This is a genomic window from Cognataquiflexum rubidum (assembly GCF_022538115.1).
Lineage (GTDB): Bacteria > Bacteroidota > Bacteroidia > Cytophagales > Cyclobacteriaceae > Cognataquiflexum > Cognataquiflexum rubidum.
The window spans coordinates 45,619-64,190 of record NZ_JAKZAL010000010.1 but is presented as its reverse complement, the minus strand read 5'-3'; the positions used below and the strand labels follow the sequence as shown (position 1 = coordinate 64,190).

Sequence of the window (18,572 nt, the reverse complement as noted above, 5' to 3'; positions counted from 1 at the left end):
TTTGATTTAAACGTTCTTTTTGCCGGTCCGATGAGATATTTTAATAAGGATGTCAACGTAGAATAATTATAGAGGTTAATTTTCATGAAAAAAGAATAAATGGAAGCCAACCTTATCGTATCTTCACTCGCAATTTCTTTAAATCCAAATTATATAACTATGAAAAACACCAGAATCTATTTCTTTGCATTAACCTTGATGTTGTTTTTGGCAGCTACAGTGCAGTCTCATGCACAACTTCAGTCCCCTGCTGCCAGCCCTGCAGCCTTTGTGTTCCAAAATGTTGGTTTCACCAAAATCAGCATTGACTATTCCTCTCCCGCTCTGAAAGGAAGGAAGATTTTTGGGGAAATCGAAAAGTATGGGGTTACTTGGAGAGCAGGTGCCAATGCCACCACCATCATTGAATTCAGCACAGGCGTAAGCGTTGGTGGTAAAAATCTTCGTGCCGGTAAATATTCCATTTTCATCACACCAATGGCCTCGGGCGAGTGGACTGTTCACCTAAATGGGAAAGGCAATTCTGTATTTGCTTATATGAAAGATGGGAAAATTGACGAAGAAGCAGTTGCCAAAGATGATGCTGCTACCATCAAAGTAACCCCAATGATGGCTGCTGATTCTCAGGAAAGACTTTCCTATGCCATTTCTGCGGAAAACAACAAGGTAGCCAAAGTCACTATGGCTTGGGATAAAGTGAGGTTGTCATTTATGGTGGACACTCAGGTTGACCAAAAAATGGAAGGCTTCAAAGGAGCTTTTTAATAGACCATTCAACCGCCTAAAAAATAAAAAACCTCCTTTATAGAGGTTTTTTTATGCTCTTTTGGTTTACTTCTCTGTCCATTCCACTCCGGTATCTTTCCAGCTTTTTGAGGCTGCGGAGTCAAGGACTGCCTGACAGACTTTTTGGGTTTCGTAGGCATCTTTGAAAGTCGGTGAGCAGGGTTTTCCGGTTTCCAAGCTATGGAAAAAATCAGCTGCATGATGGATGAAAGAATGCTCATACCCGATACTAGTTCCGGGAATCCACCACCTCTTCATGTAAGGTTGCTCGCCTTCGGTGATGTGGATTTTTCTCCATCCCCTGACATGCGGGTCATCTTTATGGTCAAAATATTCCAGCCAGTTCATGTCGTGTAAATCCCATCTGATCGAGGCATGTTCCCCGTTTATTTCAAAGGTATAAAGGGCTTTGTGTCCCCTTGCATATCTTGTGGCCTCAAAAAGCCCAAGAGATCCATTGTCAAAGTGGCAATGAAAAATACATGCATCGTCAATGCCGACTTTCTGAACCTGTCCGCTTCCCTGATGAACCCTTTCTTTGACGAAAGTTTCGGTCATGGCTGACACATCTTTGATGCCGCCGTTAAGCCACATCGCTGTATCGATGCAATGCGCCAACAAGTCTCCGGTCACCCCCGAACCTGCAGCGTCTACATCCAATCTCCAGAGCCCATCTCCACCTTGCGGCAGTTCGGGATTGATTGTCCAGTCCTGGAGGAAATTGGCGCGGTAATGGAATATTTTTCCCAGTTTTCCCGAGTCGACGATTTGCTTGGCCAAAGTCACTGCCGGGACTTTTCTATAGTTGTACCAAACAGTATTGGCAATGCCTGCCTTTTCTGCTGCTTTGACCATTTTTTCGCCTTCCTCCAAAGTTTTGGAGAGCGGTTTTTCACAAAGGATCATCTTTCCGGCAGCAGCTGCCGCTATCGCTATTTCGGCATGAAAAGCGTTGGGCGTACAAATATCCACAGCATCAATGTCGGCTCTCTCAATGATTTTCTTCCAATCTGTTTCGTATGATGCATAGCCCCACTGTTCAGCAAAGGCCTTGACCTTATCTTCCCTCCTTGCGCATACAGCCTGCAATACTGGCAGGTATTCAAATTCAGGAAAAAAGTCAGGGATGCGCTTATAGGCGTTGGTGTGAATTCTACCCATCAAGCCCGTTCCTATGAGTCCGATTCTTATATGTTTTTTGCTCATTATTTTGGATTTAAAGATTTAAAGATTTGAAAATTTCAAAATTGAAAAATTGGAAGATTCAAAGGGTTAGAAAGTTTAAAAGTTGCAATGTTTTAAAGTTGAAAAGGATTTCAAATCCTCCTTAATACTTCCCACTTCAAACTTCTTACTTCCAACCTTTTACCTCTTACCTTTTACCTCCTACCTCCTACCTACTTCGTAATTCCCACTTCCTCCTTACCCAACCCATCCATGTGCATTGCGCACCTCGATCATTTTGGCAAGGATGTCGTTCCAAGTCTGCTGATTGCCCATCACGGCATTGGGAAACATACAGCCATCCCAACAAATATGCTGGAAAGCTTTGGTCAGCACGCCGTCTGCATTTCGTAGCCAATGGCCTGCGTCTCTAGCAATGTCAAGTTTGCCATTTGGATCATTAGCAAGGCAATGTCTGCCTGTTTTGTCATGCGAACCCGAACCGAAAACTGTCCCGTCATTTTGTGCCACATGGAAATCTATGGTCCAAGGTCGAAGTGCTTTTGTCAATTTTTTGAATGCCTCATCCAATGTTTCCCTGTCATTCCAGTCAAAGTTCTTTGGTAGAATCCTGTCATCAGGACTGTTGTAACCCAACATGTAAAGGAAAGTATGGGACATATCTGCCTGAAATCCGATATTTGGCCTGTTGGTTTGGTCAAGGGTGTCCACCATCGCCCTCCAACTGTGCATGCCTCCCCAACAGATTTCACCTTCGGCAGCGAGTTTTTCTCCAAAATCCGCAGCCACATCACAGGCTTCCCTGAATGTCTGTGCAATCAGTTTGGTATTGTTTATCGGGTCCTTTGCCCAGTTTTCAACACTGCTAGCCGAATCGATTCTTACTATTCCGTAAGGTCTCACACCAAGGTCTTTGAGTTTTTGACCGAAAACACATGATTTTCGGACCATTTCCACAAAAAGCGCACGGTCTTCCTTACTTCCCATAGCGGGCCCACCCCAGATCGGAGCAACAAGGCTTCCGATATTCAGGTTAAGTTTCTGCACTTTTTCTGCCAATCTCTTGATACCGTCATCAGACATATCCAGATCAATATGTGGATCAAAAAGTCCGATATCAATACCGTCAAACTTTACCCCGTTGACTTCTGCGGCGGCGGTGGATTGCAGCATGTCATCAAATGAAATGATTGGCTCTGAGTCGGGGCCTTTCCCCACAATACCCGGCCAAGTCGCATTGTGTAGTTTTGGATAGTTATTTTGGGACATGGTTGTTTTGGTTATTTGTAAATGGATGTTTAATGGTTATTTGATTAACTGGTTAACTGATCTTGGAATCCTAGCTTTTTCTCGCTTCTAGGCTCTAGTATCTTGCCTCTTTTTACTTGATACTTATACTTTTTTACGTCACCCTGAACGTAGTGAAGGGTCTCCACTTTAAATGAGATTCTTCACCTACGCAAGCTTCGGTTCAGAATGACGTAACCAAAATTCAATTTCTAAGTTTCAAATCCGGATTGTCAGGGCCGAAATGCTTCAACATGACAATGGGATCGGTCTTTGAATGGTTTGTGATTTTGACACCGGCCAAAGCGGCTTTTTCGCTGACGAAATATTCGTCATGGGTCAACTGTCCAAACCGGATCAAGGCTGGGGTTTCGATATCCCAAGCCCCCATTTTTCCATGGCCCTGCATCATGATCATGCCGTAAGCGGCATTGTCGGTGATGGTTACAGTTTGACCCGGGAAAACGGTCAGCTCTTGGGCACTGTAATCGTGGGAGCGATAGCAAATCCAAGATTCATGGTATCCTGCAGCATGCATTTTCTTAGTATCATGCACAGGCTTTGGTTCCATGTAGTGGTTATCCATCAGGTTTGGATTGACATTCAAATCCCAATCGATCATCTCCAAAAGCAGCTCATAATCTCCGATTCGGTCTTTTGGAGTGGCATTCCATAGGAGTTCGTCAGGAATGATGGCTTCATTGACCAAAGATTGGTACATGGCAAAAATATCAGAAGCTTTTTGTGGTTCATAGGTACACAAACTTCCCGGTGCATGCAGCATTCCTGGAGGCACATCCCAACCTGTTCCGGGTTGTAGTCGGAATGCCTGTGAATAATTGGTAATCTTATTGTCGCCTTTATTGAAATTTTTCAGACACTCAAGGATAGTTTCTTTAGATGTCCCCGGTGCAATTCCGAAGAAAGTATATGGAAAATCCCCGCCGTGGTTATTCACCTGCGGTGGAAAATAATAAGCTTCTGGCTTACCGTTTTGTCCGGTCAGCGCCCCGAATTCATCACTCGGATGGATATGGTGGGGTAGCGGGCCCATATTGTCAAAAAATTTGGAATACATCGGCCATGATTTGTATTTGTCCCAAAGCCTATCGCCGATGATTTGGGAACCGAGTTCGGCTATGGCATCTTTCAACAAAAAAAGCTCAGTTTTGCCACCGTCTTCAAAGGCGATGTGGCTGAGTCCTTCATTTTTACTGGTTAAAGGTCCGTTTTGGGCAGCAGTTGTCGAGGAAAACCAACGTTCATCAATTCCCCCACGAGCTCCCCCAAGTGCGTAATAATCGTCAGGATGGAGTTTGATCCGCCTTCCTGGAACACAAAAAGAACGTGGAACCCATGTCGGGGTCAATCTCAGAATTCCTTCTCCTTGGTCTAATGCTTTTTTTGCCAAACTCATTGTTGTTATTGGTTATTGGGTTGGTGCTAAATTTATTAATCTTAATCTTTTTATTCTTTCAGATATTTATTGATACGGGATATTAATAGATATTATTTGCGCAGTTATACTTTGAGGTTCGCGGAAATTCAATACATATTCATTCATTTATATTGGTGAATTCTGCAATCACATTATCTCCTGACAAAACCCTTATTTCCAAGTCATAGATTCTTTTTTGTTTGGGTTCCAAAAGGATCAAAGTGTCGTTTTTCCTTGCACCGCTTTGCCCGATAGGTGGGTTGGTAGCGGGTTCAAGGGCAGTCACATATTCACCTTTGCCCCAATGCTGCCAGTTGATCAGCCAAGGCAATTGATTCTTATTGAAGGTCAGGGAAAGTCCGATTCCAAGCTTTCGGTTGACAAATCCGCAGGTGCTTTTCCCGTTTTCATCGGCTTTGGGATTAATAAAGGCTACATCTTCGCCAAATCCCGCATGGGCATCCATCGGAGCAGGACATTTTTTGAAGTTATTGTTTGGGTTGAAAATCCTGTTGTTCGGATCGTTGTCAATTGAATTCCATTTTCCTTCCCAAACGATATCTGTTCCTTCATCAATCAGCGGCCAACCGCAGTTCAGATGATAAAGCAACATGTGGGGAGCGGGAGTATTTCCATGGTTAGAAATTTCATCCCTGACCTTGATAACAGGCTCTCCCAAAACGCCTGAAATGGTTCTTTTCATTTCCAATGAAGGGCCAAAGCAGGTAGTCTCCCGGATGATACCGGTAATGCTCATTTCCATGTTTCCATTAAGTGGATCAGGTTGAATGATGGATGTGATTTCTGCCGGGATATTACTCGCATTTCCATGTAATCCTCTATTTCCAGATTCATCAGATTCGGGACCCCCAACATGCGATAGACCGCAAGTGGTCAATAGTCCTCCTCCAAATGTCCTCAGCCAATCTATCCCTTTATTGGAGAATGGTTGGGGAGAAGTAACTCCTGCATGGCTGATCCAAGCAAGGCTGTGTGCATTGAAGAAGGCATCGGCGATGTCCATTCCTCTGTCAAGTACCACTTTATATCTCAGGCCTGTTCCGGTATTGATCCAGGCGATCCGAACTCCTTTCCCCAATCCATTGTCCAAAACGGAAGTTTCGATCCCACCCAATTGCTTGAAGTTGGAGATTTTGTCTTTCCAAAAGGACTTCTTTAGCTCATTCAAATCGCTCATAAATCAGGTAAGATATTCAAAATTCAATTTATCATCTGAAATCTTTGTCAGTATCCTGTTCTGTCAGGCATGAAATTTATCTCCCTTAAAATTAACCATTTAAAACTCTCAAAAAAGCCATCATTAAATTTTTCCCGTCAGAAAAACTCCGGATATCCAGAATATTCCAAGATAATCCTGTGGATTTTATCCTGATGAAATGATGAACCAAAAAGTACCTTAGTCATTTTATAAATTTTTATCCATTTATAAAATTCTCCTGCTTATCATCAATTACTTACTTATCCAAATGGGGATTTCAGTACATTCAAACAGCTATAAACCTAAAAGCCCATGAAAATCAAAACATTACTTCCGGTCCTTTTTTGGATCATTTGCTTCTTTATTGTTTTGGATCTTTCTGCCCAAAGCAAAAAAAGGGATTATTATGAATTGAGGATTTACCATATCGAAAACAAAAGTCAAGAAAGCCAGATTGACAATTATTTGCAAAATGCTTTGCTGCCTGCCTTGCATAGAAATGGTATAGACAAAGTCGGGGTTTTCAAACCGATTGCAAGCCAACCTGATGCTGGCAAAAAAATCTACATATGGATCCCATACAAGTCAATGAAGGAATATGTTGGCCTTCAATCCAAATTGGATAGCGATGCAACTTACCTTGGAGCAGGGAAAGACTACATCAATGCTCCCCATAATAATCCACCTTACAAAAGAATGGAAACTTCGCTGTTGCAGGCTTTTTCTGGAGCGCCAAGATTTACTGAATCAAAGGTGGTGGGGCCTAAGAAAGACAGAATATATGAATTGAGAAGTTATGAGGCCGCCACAGAAAGATTGTATAGACAGAAAGTAAAAATGTTCAATGAGGGAGAAATTGACATTTTCCTAAAATTAGATTTCAATCCTGTTTTTTTTGCTGAGACATTGGCAGGTGCCCAAATGCCGAATTTGATGTACATGACAACATTTCCCAACATAGAATCAAGGGATGCAAAATGGAAAGCCTTTGGATCAGACCCTGATTGGGACAGGATGAAAGTGATGGAGGAATACCAAAATACGGTTTCCAAAAATGATACCCGACTGCTTTATCCGACAGAGTATTCGGACATTTAGAATTTGATAGTGGTGAAATAAAAAGGTCCAACATGTTTTATCATATTGGACCTTTTTTAATTTTATAAAAATCATGCAAGTAAAATGATAAATCAGCTTAAATCATGGCAGAAGACCAAAATGTCCGGTACATCGTCCCGATAGCCATCGGGATTCCGACTTCCGTCTTCCGTCCTGTCTGAAGAGAAATATTGGGTTTCTTTTAAAGAAGCGGATGACTATGAAACTTAAAGCTCCTTCAATTGGATATTCCGGAATTTGACCTGCATCGGAGGACCGACATGGACCTGAATTCCCAAAAGCCCCTTCATACTTCTATTGACTGTATCTTCATCTACCACTTCACTGATCAATACGCCATTGACAAAGTGTTTCATTACATTACCTTGGACCACAAGGTGGATCATATTCCAATCTCCGCTTTTGATCAATGTCCTCAGGGAATCCGCATCTCCCAATTCTTCGGTAACGCGAAGGCCTTTCCAAGCATTTCTTTCAATGTTATCCCTTAACTCACCTGCCGGAGTTTGGACATCGATGGTGGTTTTCTGCCCGATGTATGCCAAAGTGGTGCGCTTTCTTTCTTCGTAGTTTTGACCGGTGTAAGCATTATTGCCATCAATATCTGACTGATAGCCGCGCAATGCAAAAGGAAGCTCTGTGAATCTTTCGCTCCGGTAATTGATACCGGAATTGCCTTCCTTGGTGATATTGACCTCAAGTTTGAGTTCAAAATCCGACGGTTCACCGCCTTGCCAAATCAAAAAGGAATTTGCGTCAAGAATGGTCTCAGGCGTAATTTCACCTACAATATTACCGTCCTCTACCCGCCAATAAGTCGAATCGCCTTCCCATCCTGAGAGACTTTTTCCATCAAAGATGGAGACAAAACCGGTAGGTTCAGGAGCTGTAGTTGGCGGGACCATACCCGTTTCCCCGCTTTTCATTTCGGTATTGTGGGCAGGATTGTTGCATCCTGCCAACCCGATAATAACAAGGGTCATCACTGGAAAAGTATTTTGCCAAAAGGCTGACTTTTTCATTTGGTTTTTAGATTAAATATGGAAAATATCACTTGTTATTTATAAACCTCATGGTCGGCATTCCCGCCTGAGATCAGGTAAGCCATCAAGTCTTTCAACTCTTCCTCATTGAGCCTGTTGATCATCCCCGGCATCATGACTGAGATATCGGAAAGTTTCTTACTCTTCACATCTTTTTTGGCGATCTCCCTGATCATATCCGGAGCAAATGGGTTTTGGGAAATGAAATATTTGTCCGCATCCTCATCGGTCAGTTTACCCAAAACCGAACTTCCGTCAGCTATATAGAAAATGGTAGCTGCATATTGGTCGGATATGGTATTGTTTGGATTGATGGTCGCATCTAGGATGTCTTTTGCTGAAAACCTCGTTCCCAACTGTGTGAGATCGGGACCGATAATTCCTCCTTCACCCTTCATCGTGTGGCAGGATTGACATAAAGTAGCGGCGTACATGGCTTTTCCTTTGACCAAATCCCTTCCTTTGAGATCTGCCATAAGCGGTAATGCTTCCTCTACAGTCCATCTTTTTCCCGGACCGACAGGCTGCACATCGCTGACAATAAGGTCATTGCCACTCCCGGTAAGCAAGGATGCCCCGGACATTTCATTGTATTTCTCAAAATCAGATTTGGGCACATGTGTCAAAGCCATTTTTCTGGCCCTGTCCACAAATCCAACGTAGCTTACGCCTCCTTTGTATTGAAAGGCATCGTGGATCCAGGTGAAATATTCTTCACGCAATTCCGGTGTCCATCCGGCTTTGGCATTTCCCAAAACCGTAGCCAAATAAGATTGTTGGGCAGGAGGGACACTTGAGAGCATCTCTGCGATGTCCAATCCGTATTGGGGATTTCTCAAGATCAAATCCGAAGAAGAAGTAAATGTCTTCTGATAATCCGCATCGTCTTTGGCGGTTTTCAACAAAGCAATGCTTTTTGAAACGGCATCAGGTGCATCGATGTAGACCAAGACTTTACTCAAGGCCCTGTCAAGGTGATTGTCATTTGAAGGGAAATTAGGATTCAGATAAGCCACTAGCTGAGAATTTAAATCTCCGGCAGGGACGCCCTGTCTGAACAGCGTCAGTTCAAAAGCACGGATCAGGTTTTGCTTATCGGTATTGCTCAGACTTCCATAATCTACACCCATCAACGCCTGAAGCATCTGTGGCTGCTGGGATTTGTCAGCATGTCTTGCCATGGCAATCATGGTTTGGGTAAGGATTTTTGGATCTTTTTCAGCCAAAGCTTTGTCTTTCCATTCACTGATGGGTTGGTGTTCCAAAGCGACCCTTGCCGCATATTGGATAAACCTGTCCTCATCCTTCAGGTAAGGCCAGACAAAATCCACAGCACCCGCTTTGGGTCCGCCGGTGTGGAATTCTTCCAGTTTTCTTCTTGTTTGAAAGGCTTCAGGAACTTCAGCTGATGAGCTGCTTACTTCGGTTTCTTCATCTCCCGCGTAATACAACCGGTACACATCAGACTCCAACCTTCTTCCTCCCGTCATAAAATACATCGCTCCGTCAGGACCGATTGCTCCGTCGGTCAGTGCCAGCGGAGAACCTGAAATAAATTCCTCGGCTGAAGCAGAATAGGTAGCGCCTGATGGCGTCAACGTAACGGCATAAATAATCCCAAAACTCCAATCAAAAGTATACAGTGCTTTTTGGTATTTCTCAGGGAATTTTGAACCCGTTCCAAACATCACGTTGGTGGGAGAACCTTGTCCGATGTTCAATGTAGCGGGCAAGTTGTCAGGATAATTTGGAGACCATTTTTGGTTGCCTGTTCTCCAGCCAAACTCACTTCCGCTCGTCACATGGCAGATTCGGGTGGGTCTGTACCAAGGCATTCCAAAGTCCCATTCCATGTCCGAATCATAGGTAAACAATTCTCCGGATTCATTGAAAGCAATGTCGTAGGCATTTCTGAAACCCACGCTGAAGAGCTCCCAATTTTTCCCTTCAGGATCGATTTGAGCAATCCATCCTCCGGGTGCCATTCTGCTGTTGGCATGTCCACGGGGATCTTTGATCACAGGAAATACATTGTCTTCATTCCAAACCTTTGGGATTCTGTAGGCATTCATTTCAGGTACATCCACATGGTTTCCTGCTACAATAAATATCGACTTCTTGTCAGGTGACAAAATCATGCTGTGCGGACCATGTTCTCCTGGTTCGCCCTGAAGCGATTTTAGCAGCGTAATTTGCTCGTATTGGTCATCACCATCCAGATCCTGGAGTCTATAAAGTCCTGTTCCTTTTTCAAATTCCTCATTCGCATTGTGGTTGACGGTGACATAGAGGCTATTAAAGGCAAAAAGAACACCCTGTGCAAAACCCATCCCGATTTTGTCCTCTGGTCCGGTGCCTATTTTCAGTTTTTCCACTTTAGGAGCCAAAGAGTCAGAACCGATCGCCGGGATTTCCAAGCGGTACAAAGCACCATATTGGTCTGTAGCGATCATACGACCCTTGTCGTCAAAAGTCATCCCGACCCAAGAGCCCTGCTCGTGTTCTCCGGGACTGTAAATGTGTTCAGCTTTGAAGCCTTCAGGCAGCTTTAATTTGGCGACTTTGGGGTGTAGGGGTTTGCTTTCTTCCGTCCCTTTGTTGCAGGAAAAGAGAATTCCCGTGACCAAGAAAAGGCTCAGGAATTTAAAGGTTAATTTGGAGTAGGACATATTTTTTTTGGATTGAAATTGTTCGGTTGATGGTTGTTTGATTGGGTTTTATGGTAATAGAAATTTCATTTCAAGTTAACTCAATTAGATTTTCAAGTGAAACCGTTCATGGATATACTTTTGGGGTCTTATATTGGACTTACCCTTTCAGCAGTTGCATTTCAGCTTTCCCATGTCCGTCCGGTGTGGTGTAGAACGGTCTCTGCTCGATGATGTAATTCGTGTCCGGAGCAATGCCCAAGGCATGGTAAACCGTTTGGTGGAGGTCATTTATTTTGATGGGATTTTCTATGGTTTTGCAGGGGCGCTCATCGGCAGTTTTACCAAATACATGACCTCTTTTGATTCCTCCGCCAAACATCAACACCGAGCATCCATCTGTGAAATGTCGGTGCATGCCGTAGTTATTCATATCTTCGATGATTTCGGGAACTTCAACCTGATCCAATACTTTTAGGTCGGGTCTGCCTTCTGTAAGCATATCCCTGCTGAATTCACTCGCAACGATTACCATCGTGCGTTCCAACCTGCCGCTTTCATCCAGATCTTTGATCAATTGGGCTATCGGGGCATCAATCATTTTCTTCATGTCCTTCAATCGGGTATGGCCATTGTCATGGGTATCCCAACCGAAAAATGGTTCGTATTCAGTCGTCACACTGATAAATCTCGCTCCCTGATCGACCAGTCTTTTTGCCAAAAGGCAACCCAATCCAAATTTTCCATTGTTGTATTTGTCGTAACTTTCCTTGGGTTCCTGAGTTAGGTCAAAAGCTTTGGCCTCGGGAGAATTCAAGAGCATGTAGGCTTGTTCCATGGATCTTTTGAGGGATTCCTTTTGGTAATCACTGCCAAATTCCCCCATCGCACTTTCTTTGATCAGGTTTTCATAGAGTTGGTTTCGGGACTCAAACCTATTGGTAGACATTCCCACCGGGGGCCTGACGCTTTCCAAGCCGGAAGTGGGATCAGGTATGAGAAAAGGACCAAACTCACTTCCAAGAAATCCCGCACTGTGAAATGCTTTCAACTCTTCTCCTTCCCCGACAGTAAACCTTTGACCGATATTGATAAATGGAGGAATGACAGGATTGAGCGGACCCAACTCTTTGGCAATCCATGACCCGAGGTGTGGCACGACCACCGATTGCGGCGGTTCGTAGCAGGTATGCCAATGGTATTGGTGGCGTGTATGCAGGATATGCCCGAGGTCTGCAGCAACATAGGAGCGAATCAGGGTACCTTTGTCCATGATTTTTCCGATTGATTCCAGTCCTTCTGAAAAATGGATACCGTCCAAAACAGTTGGAACGGAAGGGAAGGTACTCAGCACTTCGCTGGATTGCATGCCTTTTCGGAATGGCGTATGTTTCTTGGGATCAAAGGTTTCGGTGTGGGCCATCCCTCCTGCCATAAATAGCAATATGACCGTGTCCGCAGTCGCGGGAATGGAGATTTTGGAATTACAAGAAGACATCAAACCTGCAAAAGGAGCACCGGCAGCCATGGCGGCGATGGCGGCAGCGCTTGTTTTTTTCAAAAAGTCCCTTCTGTTCAGGTCGTTTCTCATATTGCCATTTGTTTTCTTTCTCTCGTATTTTGAATTCTGTAATAACTTCTAAATTCTCAAGATTAATTTAATCAGTAATCCCGTAGGGATTTTATATGGGTAGAACCGGATGACAATAAAGCCCATTTTGTGCCTTTAGGTACAACATATATTCCGTACCTAAAGGCACGGGAAATCTCCATAATCGAACTGTTGCTACCTATATTTTGTCCCTAAAGGGACGTGAGTTCGCTGGTAATTCTTCAAAATTGTTTTTACTTCCCTAAGGTATGGATGAATCAAATCTGCAATTCGACATCTCTTTCTTAATTTTTAAAGTTGAGTTAATAGATCAATTGGAATTCAGGTAATAATACAATTGCCCAAAAGAAATCCTGTATCTGACCCACATCCGGAGAGTTTCCCAAAGCCGCCAATGCGATTTCACTTTCCTTTTTGCTTGGTTTTCGGAGCAATGCTTTGTTGTAAACCTCCTTTATAATGGTCGGCCCGTCTTGGTATTTTTCTTTCCATTGAGCTGCCCCCTTTTCCAAAACGGTGTTCAATCGCTCTCCATTGGTCAATTCCAAAGCCTGCAGCAAACTTGCTTGTGAATCCCGATTAGTGGAAACAATCTCCCGGTTTGGTCTACCGAGAGCGGTTAGAAAGCTGTTGTTTGCTACCAAGGAAGCCCGAGTATAGCTTATGTCTGAACTTTGCTCAGTGAGAAGCTGACTTGGATTGTATTTGAGGTCTTTTTCCTCAAAAACTGGACTGAAAACCTGACTGACCGCATCAGAGAATTGCTCGGCAGTCATCCTCCGCCGGACCATTCCCGCAAACACATAATCCTCGGCTAGGAAGATGTCCGGGCTTTTTACTCCGTATGAAGGCGATTGGTAGATTTTGGAAGTGCCAATCAGGAAAATCAATTCCTTGAGATCGTAATTGTTTTCTACAAAATCCGAAGCGAGCCAATCCAACAGGTCTTGGCTCCAAGGTTCATTGTCCATTTCGTCCACGGGCTCGACCATGCCGCGGCCCATCATCTGCTTCCAGATGCGGTTGACGATGGTGCGGTACATTCTTCCGTTGGCCGGTTGGACAAGGTATTCTGATAACTGCTTCAACTTTTCTACGCGTGTGGCGCTGCTGTCCATCTCGCCAAGCTCTTCCCAAAGGATCTTGGTACTTGCCAATTTTCCGATCGGTTTTTCGCACCTGCTGACTTCCAAAGTGGTGTCCGCAAAAATATTTGCGAAGGCATAGGCCTCCTCCAATTTCCAATCGCTGATAAAGCTGTCGTGGCAGGAAGCACATTTGAGGTTGAGTCCCAAGATCACCTGACCCACATTTTGGGCGGCCTGCATTTCAGTTCGTTGGCTTGCATTGACTGTTCCTCTCCACCTGATTCCCTCGATAAATCCTTTGGAAGCATCGGTAGGATTCAATAATTCTTTGACAAAAACATCGTAGGACTTGTTGGTTTGCAGGGATTTGTAGAGCCAATCGGTAATGTTGTAGCGACCATTGGTGATGTATCCGGTTCCGGTGTAGTCATTTCGCAAGGCATCATTCCAAAATGTCAGCCAATGGGTAGCGTAGTCATTGTTTCTATCAAGCAGCTTGCGAAGCCAAACCGCTCTTTTGTCTGGATTGGAATCGGTAGTAAACAATTCCAATTCTTCAGGGCTTGGAACCAATCCTACCACATCGAGGTAGATTCTGCGGAGGTAAGTTCTGTCATCGACAGGTGCTTGCCAAGTAAGCTCATTTTCTTCGAAATAAGTATTCACCCAAAGGTCGATGGGATTTTCAAGTCCTGCTGTGGCAGGCGGGAGTGTTGGTTTTCTTGGTGCCAATTCAGCGACCCGATACACGCTTTTTTGCGCGGCTCCATCGGGCCAAGGTGCGCCTTTTGCAATCCAAAAACCGATCAGGTCAATTTCCTCCTTACTCAAATGTTTTCCTTTGGAGGGCATGACATCTTTGTGGTTTTTTGGCAAGTTGATCCTGCGGAAAAGTTCACTTTCATCAGGATCTCCGGGTGAAATAACAGCACCTGATTCTCCCCCTTGGAAGACAAACTCCCTTTCATCCAACCTCAATTCCCCTTCGGTCTTTGCGCCGCTGTGACATTTGTAGCAGTTGTGAGCCAAGACAGTCCTAACTTCCCCAATCAACTGCATTTCTTTTTCGGCACTGAATCCCGATGCGCCACTTTCGTAAGCAGCCAAGTCAAAACTGCCGGAATCATAAGCATTGCTGTTATTCCAAGGGAAAGTTTCAGTCAAAAAATCTTCTCCATGGGTGAGCGACGCTCCAAAATGTCCTGAGATTGCGACTCCAAATGCGGCTATAAATAGCACTGTCCGATACGCTTTGATTTTTGCGGTTTGGTTTTTCTTCCCAACCTGATTCAAAAAGTAAAGTACAGCTACACTAAAAATGGCAGATCCAATTCCTAACCATCGGTGAAGATCAAGCAGTTCGCCTTCCACAGATTCATTGTTGGCAAGCAAAAGACCAAAGACAGCCGCGATCAGTACGGAGGCAGCCCCTGCCATAACCATCAGGTTGATTCCGGGCCGTAATTTGGATTGGAATTTGCCAATTGTAAACAATTCCAGTATAGCACCAAAAAGCAGCAAAGCAATAGGAAAATGCACCACCATAGGATGGAGCCTTCCCAAAAACTGCCAAAGCCAAAAGCCTTCTGAAATCATCTTAAAATTTAACGCAATTGAATTGATAATGAAATTTCAATCCTAATTTTCTTCTCTTTTAGATAAAAATCCATCCTGTACCTTCACGTTTCTCTTTTTCTACAGAATATTCAAAAATGCTTTTTACCGACTGCCAATTCCTGTTTGCTATTTGAATTCTCTGTTTATACCTTAAAGGGAAATTCACCAATCGAGTTCCTCCCTCAAACAGGACAACACAGGATAGAAAAGCGGGAATTAAAAAAAACTTTTAACATTCGAAAAACCACCAAAGCACTAGAGAACCCTCAAGAGCAATACATATTAAAGGAAAGCACAATATGATAAACCCAATCAAAAACAGCATCAAAAGATTGCTGACAATCACCCTGATTTTGTTAGTCTCCACCATTTTTTACCAATGCAAAAAATCCGATTCACTTGATTTTAACAAAGGCTCCCACATTATCCTGATTGGTAACAACCTTGCCTCGAGGATGATGGAATATGGGCAGTTTGAGACAGAAATGCATGTACGTTATCCGGACAGCTTGCTATATATCAGGAATATGGCAGATGGGGGCAACACCCCGGGATTCAGACCGCATTCGGGCAGAGAGTCTCCTTGGGCATTTCCCGGAGCAGAAGAATTCCAGACTGAATATGCTAACAAGTCTGGTTCTGAGGGTCATTTTGAATCTCCTGATGAGTGGCTTACCAGACATCAGGCTGATGTGATTTTGGCGTTTTTTGGATATAATGAGTCTTTTCAGGGTGTAGATGGACTTGACAATTACAAAGGCGAACTCGATGCTTTTATCAAGCATACCCTCAAGCAGCAGTATAACGGCAAATCCGCACCAAAACTTGCCATCATTTCTCCCATAGCTTTTGAGGACCTTTCTGAGATCCGGGATTTGCCAAATGGCAAAAAGGAAAATGAAAACCTAGCGCTATATACCCAAGCGATGAAGGAGGTTTCTGAAAAGAATAAAGTCCTTTTTGTGGACGCATTTACTCCCTCACAGGAATGGTATGATTCGAGTTCAGAACCTTTGACTATTGACGGTTCTCAGTTGAATGAAGAAGGATATAAAAAATTGGCAGTTTTGCTTGCCGATGTTGTTTTTGGGGATGATAATCCAAAAGCGGAAGAACACCGCACTTTAATCCATGATATGGTAATGGAGAAAAACTGGATGTGGCACAATGATTACAAAATCCCCAACGGGGTCCATGTTTTTGGTCGCCGGTACGCTCCGTTTGGCCCTGATAATTATCCTGCAGAATTGGAAAAAATCCGTCAGATGACTGCCATCCGTGATGAGGCCATCTGGAAAGCAGCAAAAGGGGAGAAAATGGATCTGGCCGCAGCAGACAAAAATACCAGGACATTGCCTCCTGTAGAGACCAATTACAATCCCGAACAAAACGGAAGTACAGAATACCTCTACGGTCAGGATGCTTTGGACAAACTTACTGTTCCCGAAGGTTACAAAATCGAGCTTTTTGCTTCAGAAGTGGAATTCCCTGACTTGGCCAATCCTGTGCAGATGAGCTTTGACAACAAAGGCAGACTGTGGGTAGCCACTGTTCCGAGTTACCCGCATTACAGGCCTGGAGATGCCAGACCAAATGACAAGCTCATCATCTTGGAAGATACCAATAATGACGGCAAAGCGGACAAGCAAATCATTTTTGCCGACGGCTTGCACCTGATAATGGGTTTTGAGATTGCTCCTGAGGGGGTATATATCTCCCAGGGCACCAACCTCAAAATCCTGATTGACACAGATGGGGATGACAAAGCTGACAAGATTGAAACACTTCTAAGCGGATTTGATGACCACGATACGCACCACGTGATTTCGGCTTTCGCTGCAGATCCGTCCGGATCCATATACATGGCTGAGGGAGTCTTTTTGCATACCAACGTGGAAACGTCTTATGGCCCAGTCCGGGCGACAAATGGCGGATTTTACAGATTCAATCCTGCTAGAAGCCATCTTGAGCGGACCGCACAGTTGTCGATACCCAATCCTTGGGGAATTGCTTTTGACGATTGGGGGCAAAATTTCTTTGCCGAAACTTCAGGACCGGATGTGAGGTGGATGATGCCGGGATCGGTATTGCCGAGATATGGTGAAGCTACCCATAAATCCGAAAACCTGATCGAAGAAGCGCATAAAGTCCGCCCGACTTCGGGTTTGGAATTTGTTTCGAGCAGACACTTCCCGGAGGAAGTACAGGGTGATATGCTGATCGCCAATACCATCGGGTTTTTGGGGATGAAGCAGCATCAGGTTTTGGATGACGGGACCGGTTTTATCACCAAATTCCGACAAGATATTGTGAAAGGATCTGACCGTAATTTCCGTCCTGTGGACATGGAGTTTGCTCCTGACGGTTCACTTTATTTTATCGATTGGCACAATGTTCTGATCGGACACATGCAGCACAATGCCCGTGACCCGCTCCGTGACCACGTCCATGGAAGGGTTTACAGGATTACCTATCCTTCCCGTCCTTTGGTCACTCCTGCGAAAGTGTATGGTGCTACCATCCCTGAATTGCTTGATAATTTGAAATTACCTGAATTCAGGACACGATACCGAACCCGACGTGAACTTAGAGGAAGAGATCCAAAAGAAGTGCTCCCTGCGATTGAATATTGGGTTTCAAAGTTGGACAAAAATGATCCTAACTACGAACATTACCTTTTGGAAGGGCTTTGGGTAAGTTGGGGATTGAATAAAGTTGACCAAAAATTACTGAAGCAATTGCTTCAGGCCAAGGATTTCAGAGCAAGGACAGCAGCTGTAAGGGTGTTGCGCTACTCAGGACATCAGGTAAATGACCAGGCCAATTTGCTGATGCAAGCAGTCAAAGATGAAAATAGCAGAGTTCGCTTGGAAGCTATCGTGGCAGCATCTTGGTTGCCAAGGGAAAAGGGACTGCCGATATTGGCGGAAGCAGAAAAAATGCCTTTGGACAAATGGTCTATTCATGCACATGAAGCTGCCGTAGCCCATATCAATGGACTTTCAGTGAGAGAGAAAAAAGAGGAAACCATCAAGTCCAAGTTGACCGGCAGCGACCTCGAACTGTATAACATGGGTAAAGAAATCTATGCGAGAGACGGATTTTGCAGTACCTGTCACCAAAATGACGGACGTGGACTTTCTGCTTCTTTGTTTCCACCTCTCGTGGGTACCCCTTGGGTATTGGGCAGTGAGGAGCGTTTGATTAAGATCGTGCTTAAAGGATTGATGGGACCGATCACAGTATCGGGTAGGGAATATCCCGGGCAGGTACCGATGACACCTTACGAAGGCATGCTCAACGACAATGAAATCGCCGCAGTATTGACTTATGTGAGAAACTCATTTGGCAATGAAGCTCCGCCCATAAGGCCTGATCAGGTAAAAGAAGTCAGAGCCAAGGTTGCTGACAAAAAGGGATTCTATTCACCATCTGAATTACTCAAAGAGCATCCGATGGAGAAATAGGAAGTTGGGAAGAGGGATGTTAGGATGTTTGGATGTTGGGAAGTGGGAAGATTGGAAGTTGGA

At 44.2% G+C, this 18,572-nt stretch carries 11 protein-coding genes; 3 read left to right on the top strand and 8 right to left on the bottom strand.

Annotated elements, in window-relative coordinates; genetic code table 11:
• Positions 1 to 159: 159 nt before the first annotated feature.
• Positions 160 to 765 carry a DUF2911 domain-containing protein gene (locus tag MMU05_RS12195; RefSeq protein WP_241141962.1) on the top strand — a complete coding sequence of 202 codons (606 nt, stop codon included), beginning with the start codon at positions 160 to 162 and terminating at the stop codon, positions 763 to 765.
• A gap of 66 nt (positions 766 to 831) precedes the next feature.
• Here MMU05_RS12195 and MMU05_RS12190 read toward each other — a convergent pair whose 3' ends face one another.
• From MMU05_RS12190 to MMU05_RS12175, 4 genes are all read right to left on the bottom strand, one after another.
• Positions 832 to 1,995: a Gfo/Idh/MocA family protein gene (locus MMU05_RS12190; protein ID WP_241142052.1), complete on the bottom strand. Its 1,164-nt coding sequence runs from the start codon at positions 1,993 to 1,995 to the stop codon at positions 832 to 834.
• 213 nt (positions 1,996 to 2,208) lie between these two features.
• Positions 2,209 to 3,240 carry a sugar phosphate isomerase/epimerase family protein gene (locus MMU05_RS12185; RefSeq protein WP_241141961.1) on the bottom strand — a complete coding sequence of 344 codons (1,032 nt, stop codon included), beginning with the start codon at positions 3,238 to 3,240 and terminating at the stop codon, positions 2,209 to 2,211.
• Positions 3,241 to 3,463: 223 nt separating this feature from the next.
• The gene (locus MMU05_RS12180) at positions 3,464 to 4,675 is read right to left on the bottom strand and encodes a hypothetical protein (protein WP_241141960.1); all 1,212 of its coding nucleotides are present in this window, start codon (positions 4,673 to 4,675) and stop codon (positions 3,464 to 3,466) included.
• A gap of 139 nt (positions 4,676 to 4,814) precedes the next feature.
• Positions 4,815 to 5,894 (bottom strand): aldose 1-epimerase family protein, encoded by a 1,080-nt coding sequence (locus MMU05_RS12175; protein ID WP_241141959.1) that lies wholly within the window; start codon positions 5,892 to 5,894, stop codon positions 4,815 to 4,817.
• A gap of 333 nt (positions 5,895 to 6,227) precedes the next feature.
• Here MMU05_RS12175 and MMU05_RS12170 point away from each other — a divergent pair, with 333 nt between their 5' ends.
• Positions 6,228 to 7,013 carry an NIPSNAP family protein gene (locus MMU05_RS12170; RefSeq protein WP_241141958.1) on the top strand — a complete coding sequence of 262 codons (786 nt, stop codon included), beginning with the start codon at positions 6,228 to 6,230 and terminating at the stop codon, positions 7,011 to 7,013.
• Positions 7,014 to 7,240: 227 nt separating this feature from the next.
• On the opposite strand, the gene MMU05_RS12165 is transcribed toward MMU05_RS12170, so the two are convergent.
• The 4 genes from MMU05_RS12165 to MMU05_RS12150 form a co-directional block, all read right to left on the bottom strand.
• A complete protein-coding gene (locus MMU05_RS12165; RefSeq protein WP_241142051.1) occupies positions 7,241 to 7,960 on the bottom strand; it encodes a 3-keto-disaccharide hydrolase in 720 nt (239 codons plus the stop codon).
• Between the two features lie 131 nt (positions 7,961 to 8,091).
• The gene (locus MMU05_RS12160; protein WP_241141957.1) at positions 8,092 to 10,746 is read right to left on the bottom strand and encodes a c-type cytochrome; all 2,655 of its coding nucleotides are present in this window, start codon (positions 10,744 to 10,746) and stop codon (positions 8,092 to 8,094) included.
• Positions 10,747 to 10,885: 139 nt separating this feature from the next.
• Positions 10,886 to 12,316: a DUF1501 domain-containing protein gene (locus MMU05_RS12155; RefSeq protein ID WP_241141956.1), complete on the bottom strand. Its 1,431-nt coding sequence runs from the start codon at positions 12,314 to 12,316 to the stop codon at positions 10,886 to 10,888.
• A 323-nt stretch (positions 12,317 to 12,639) separates the two neighbouring features.
• Positions 12,640 to 15,021, bottom strand: coding sequence for a DUF1549 domain-containing protein (locus MMU05_RS12150; RefSeq protein WP_241141955.1), 2,382 nt, complete (start codon positions 15,019 to 15,021; stop codon positions 12,640 to 12,642).
• Between the two features lie 320 nt (positions 15,022 to 15,341).
• Here MMU05_RS12150 and MMU05_RS12145 point away from each other — a divergent pair, with 320 nt between their 5' ends.
• On the top strand, positions 15,342 to 18,509 hold the full coding sequence (locus MMU05_RS12145; RefSeq protein ID WP_241141954.1) for a PVC-type heme-binding CxxCH protein: 3,168 nt from the start codon (positions 15,342 to 15,344) through the stop codon (positions 18,507 to 18,509).
• The last annotated feature ends 63 nt before the right edge of the window (positions 18,510 to 18,572 follow it).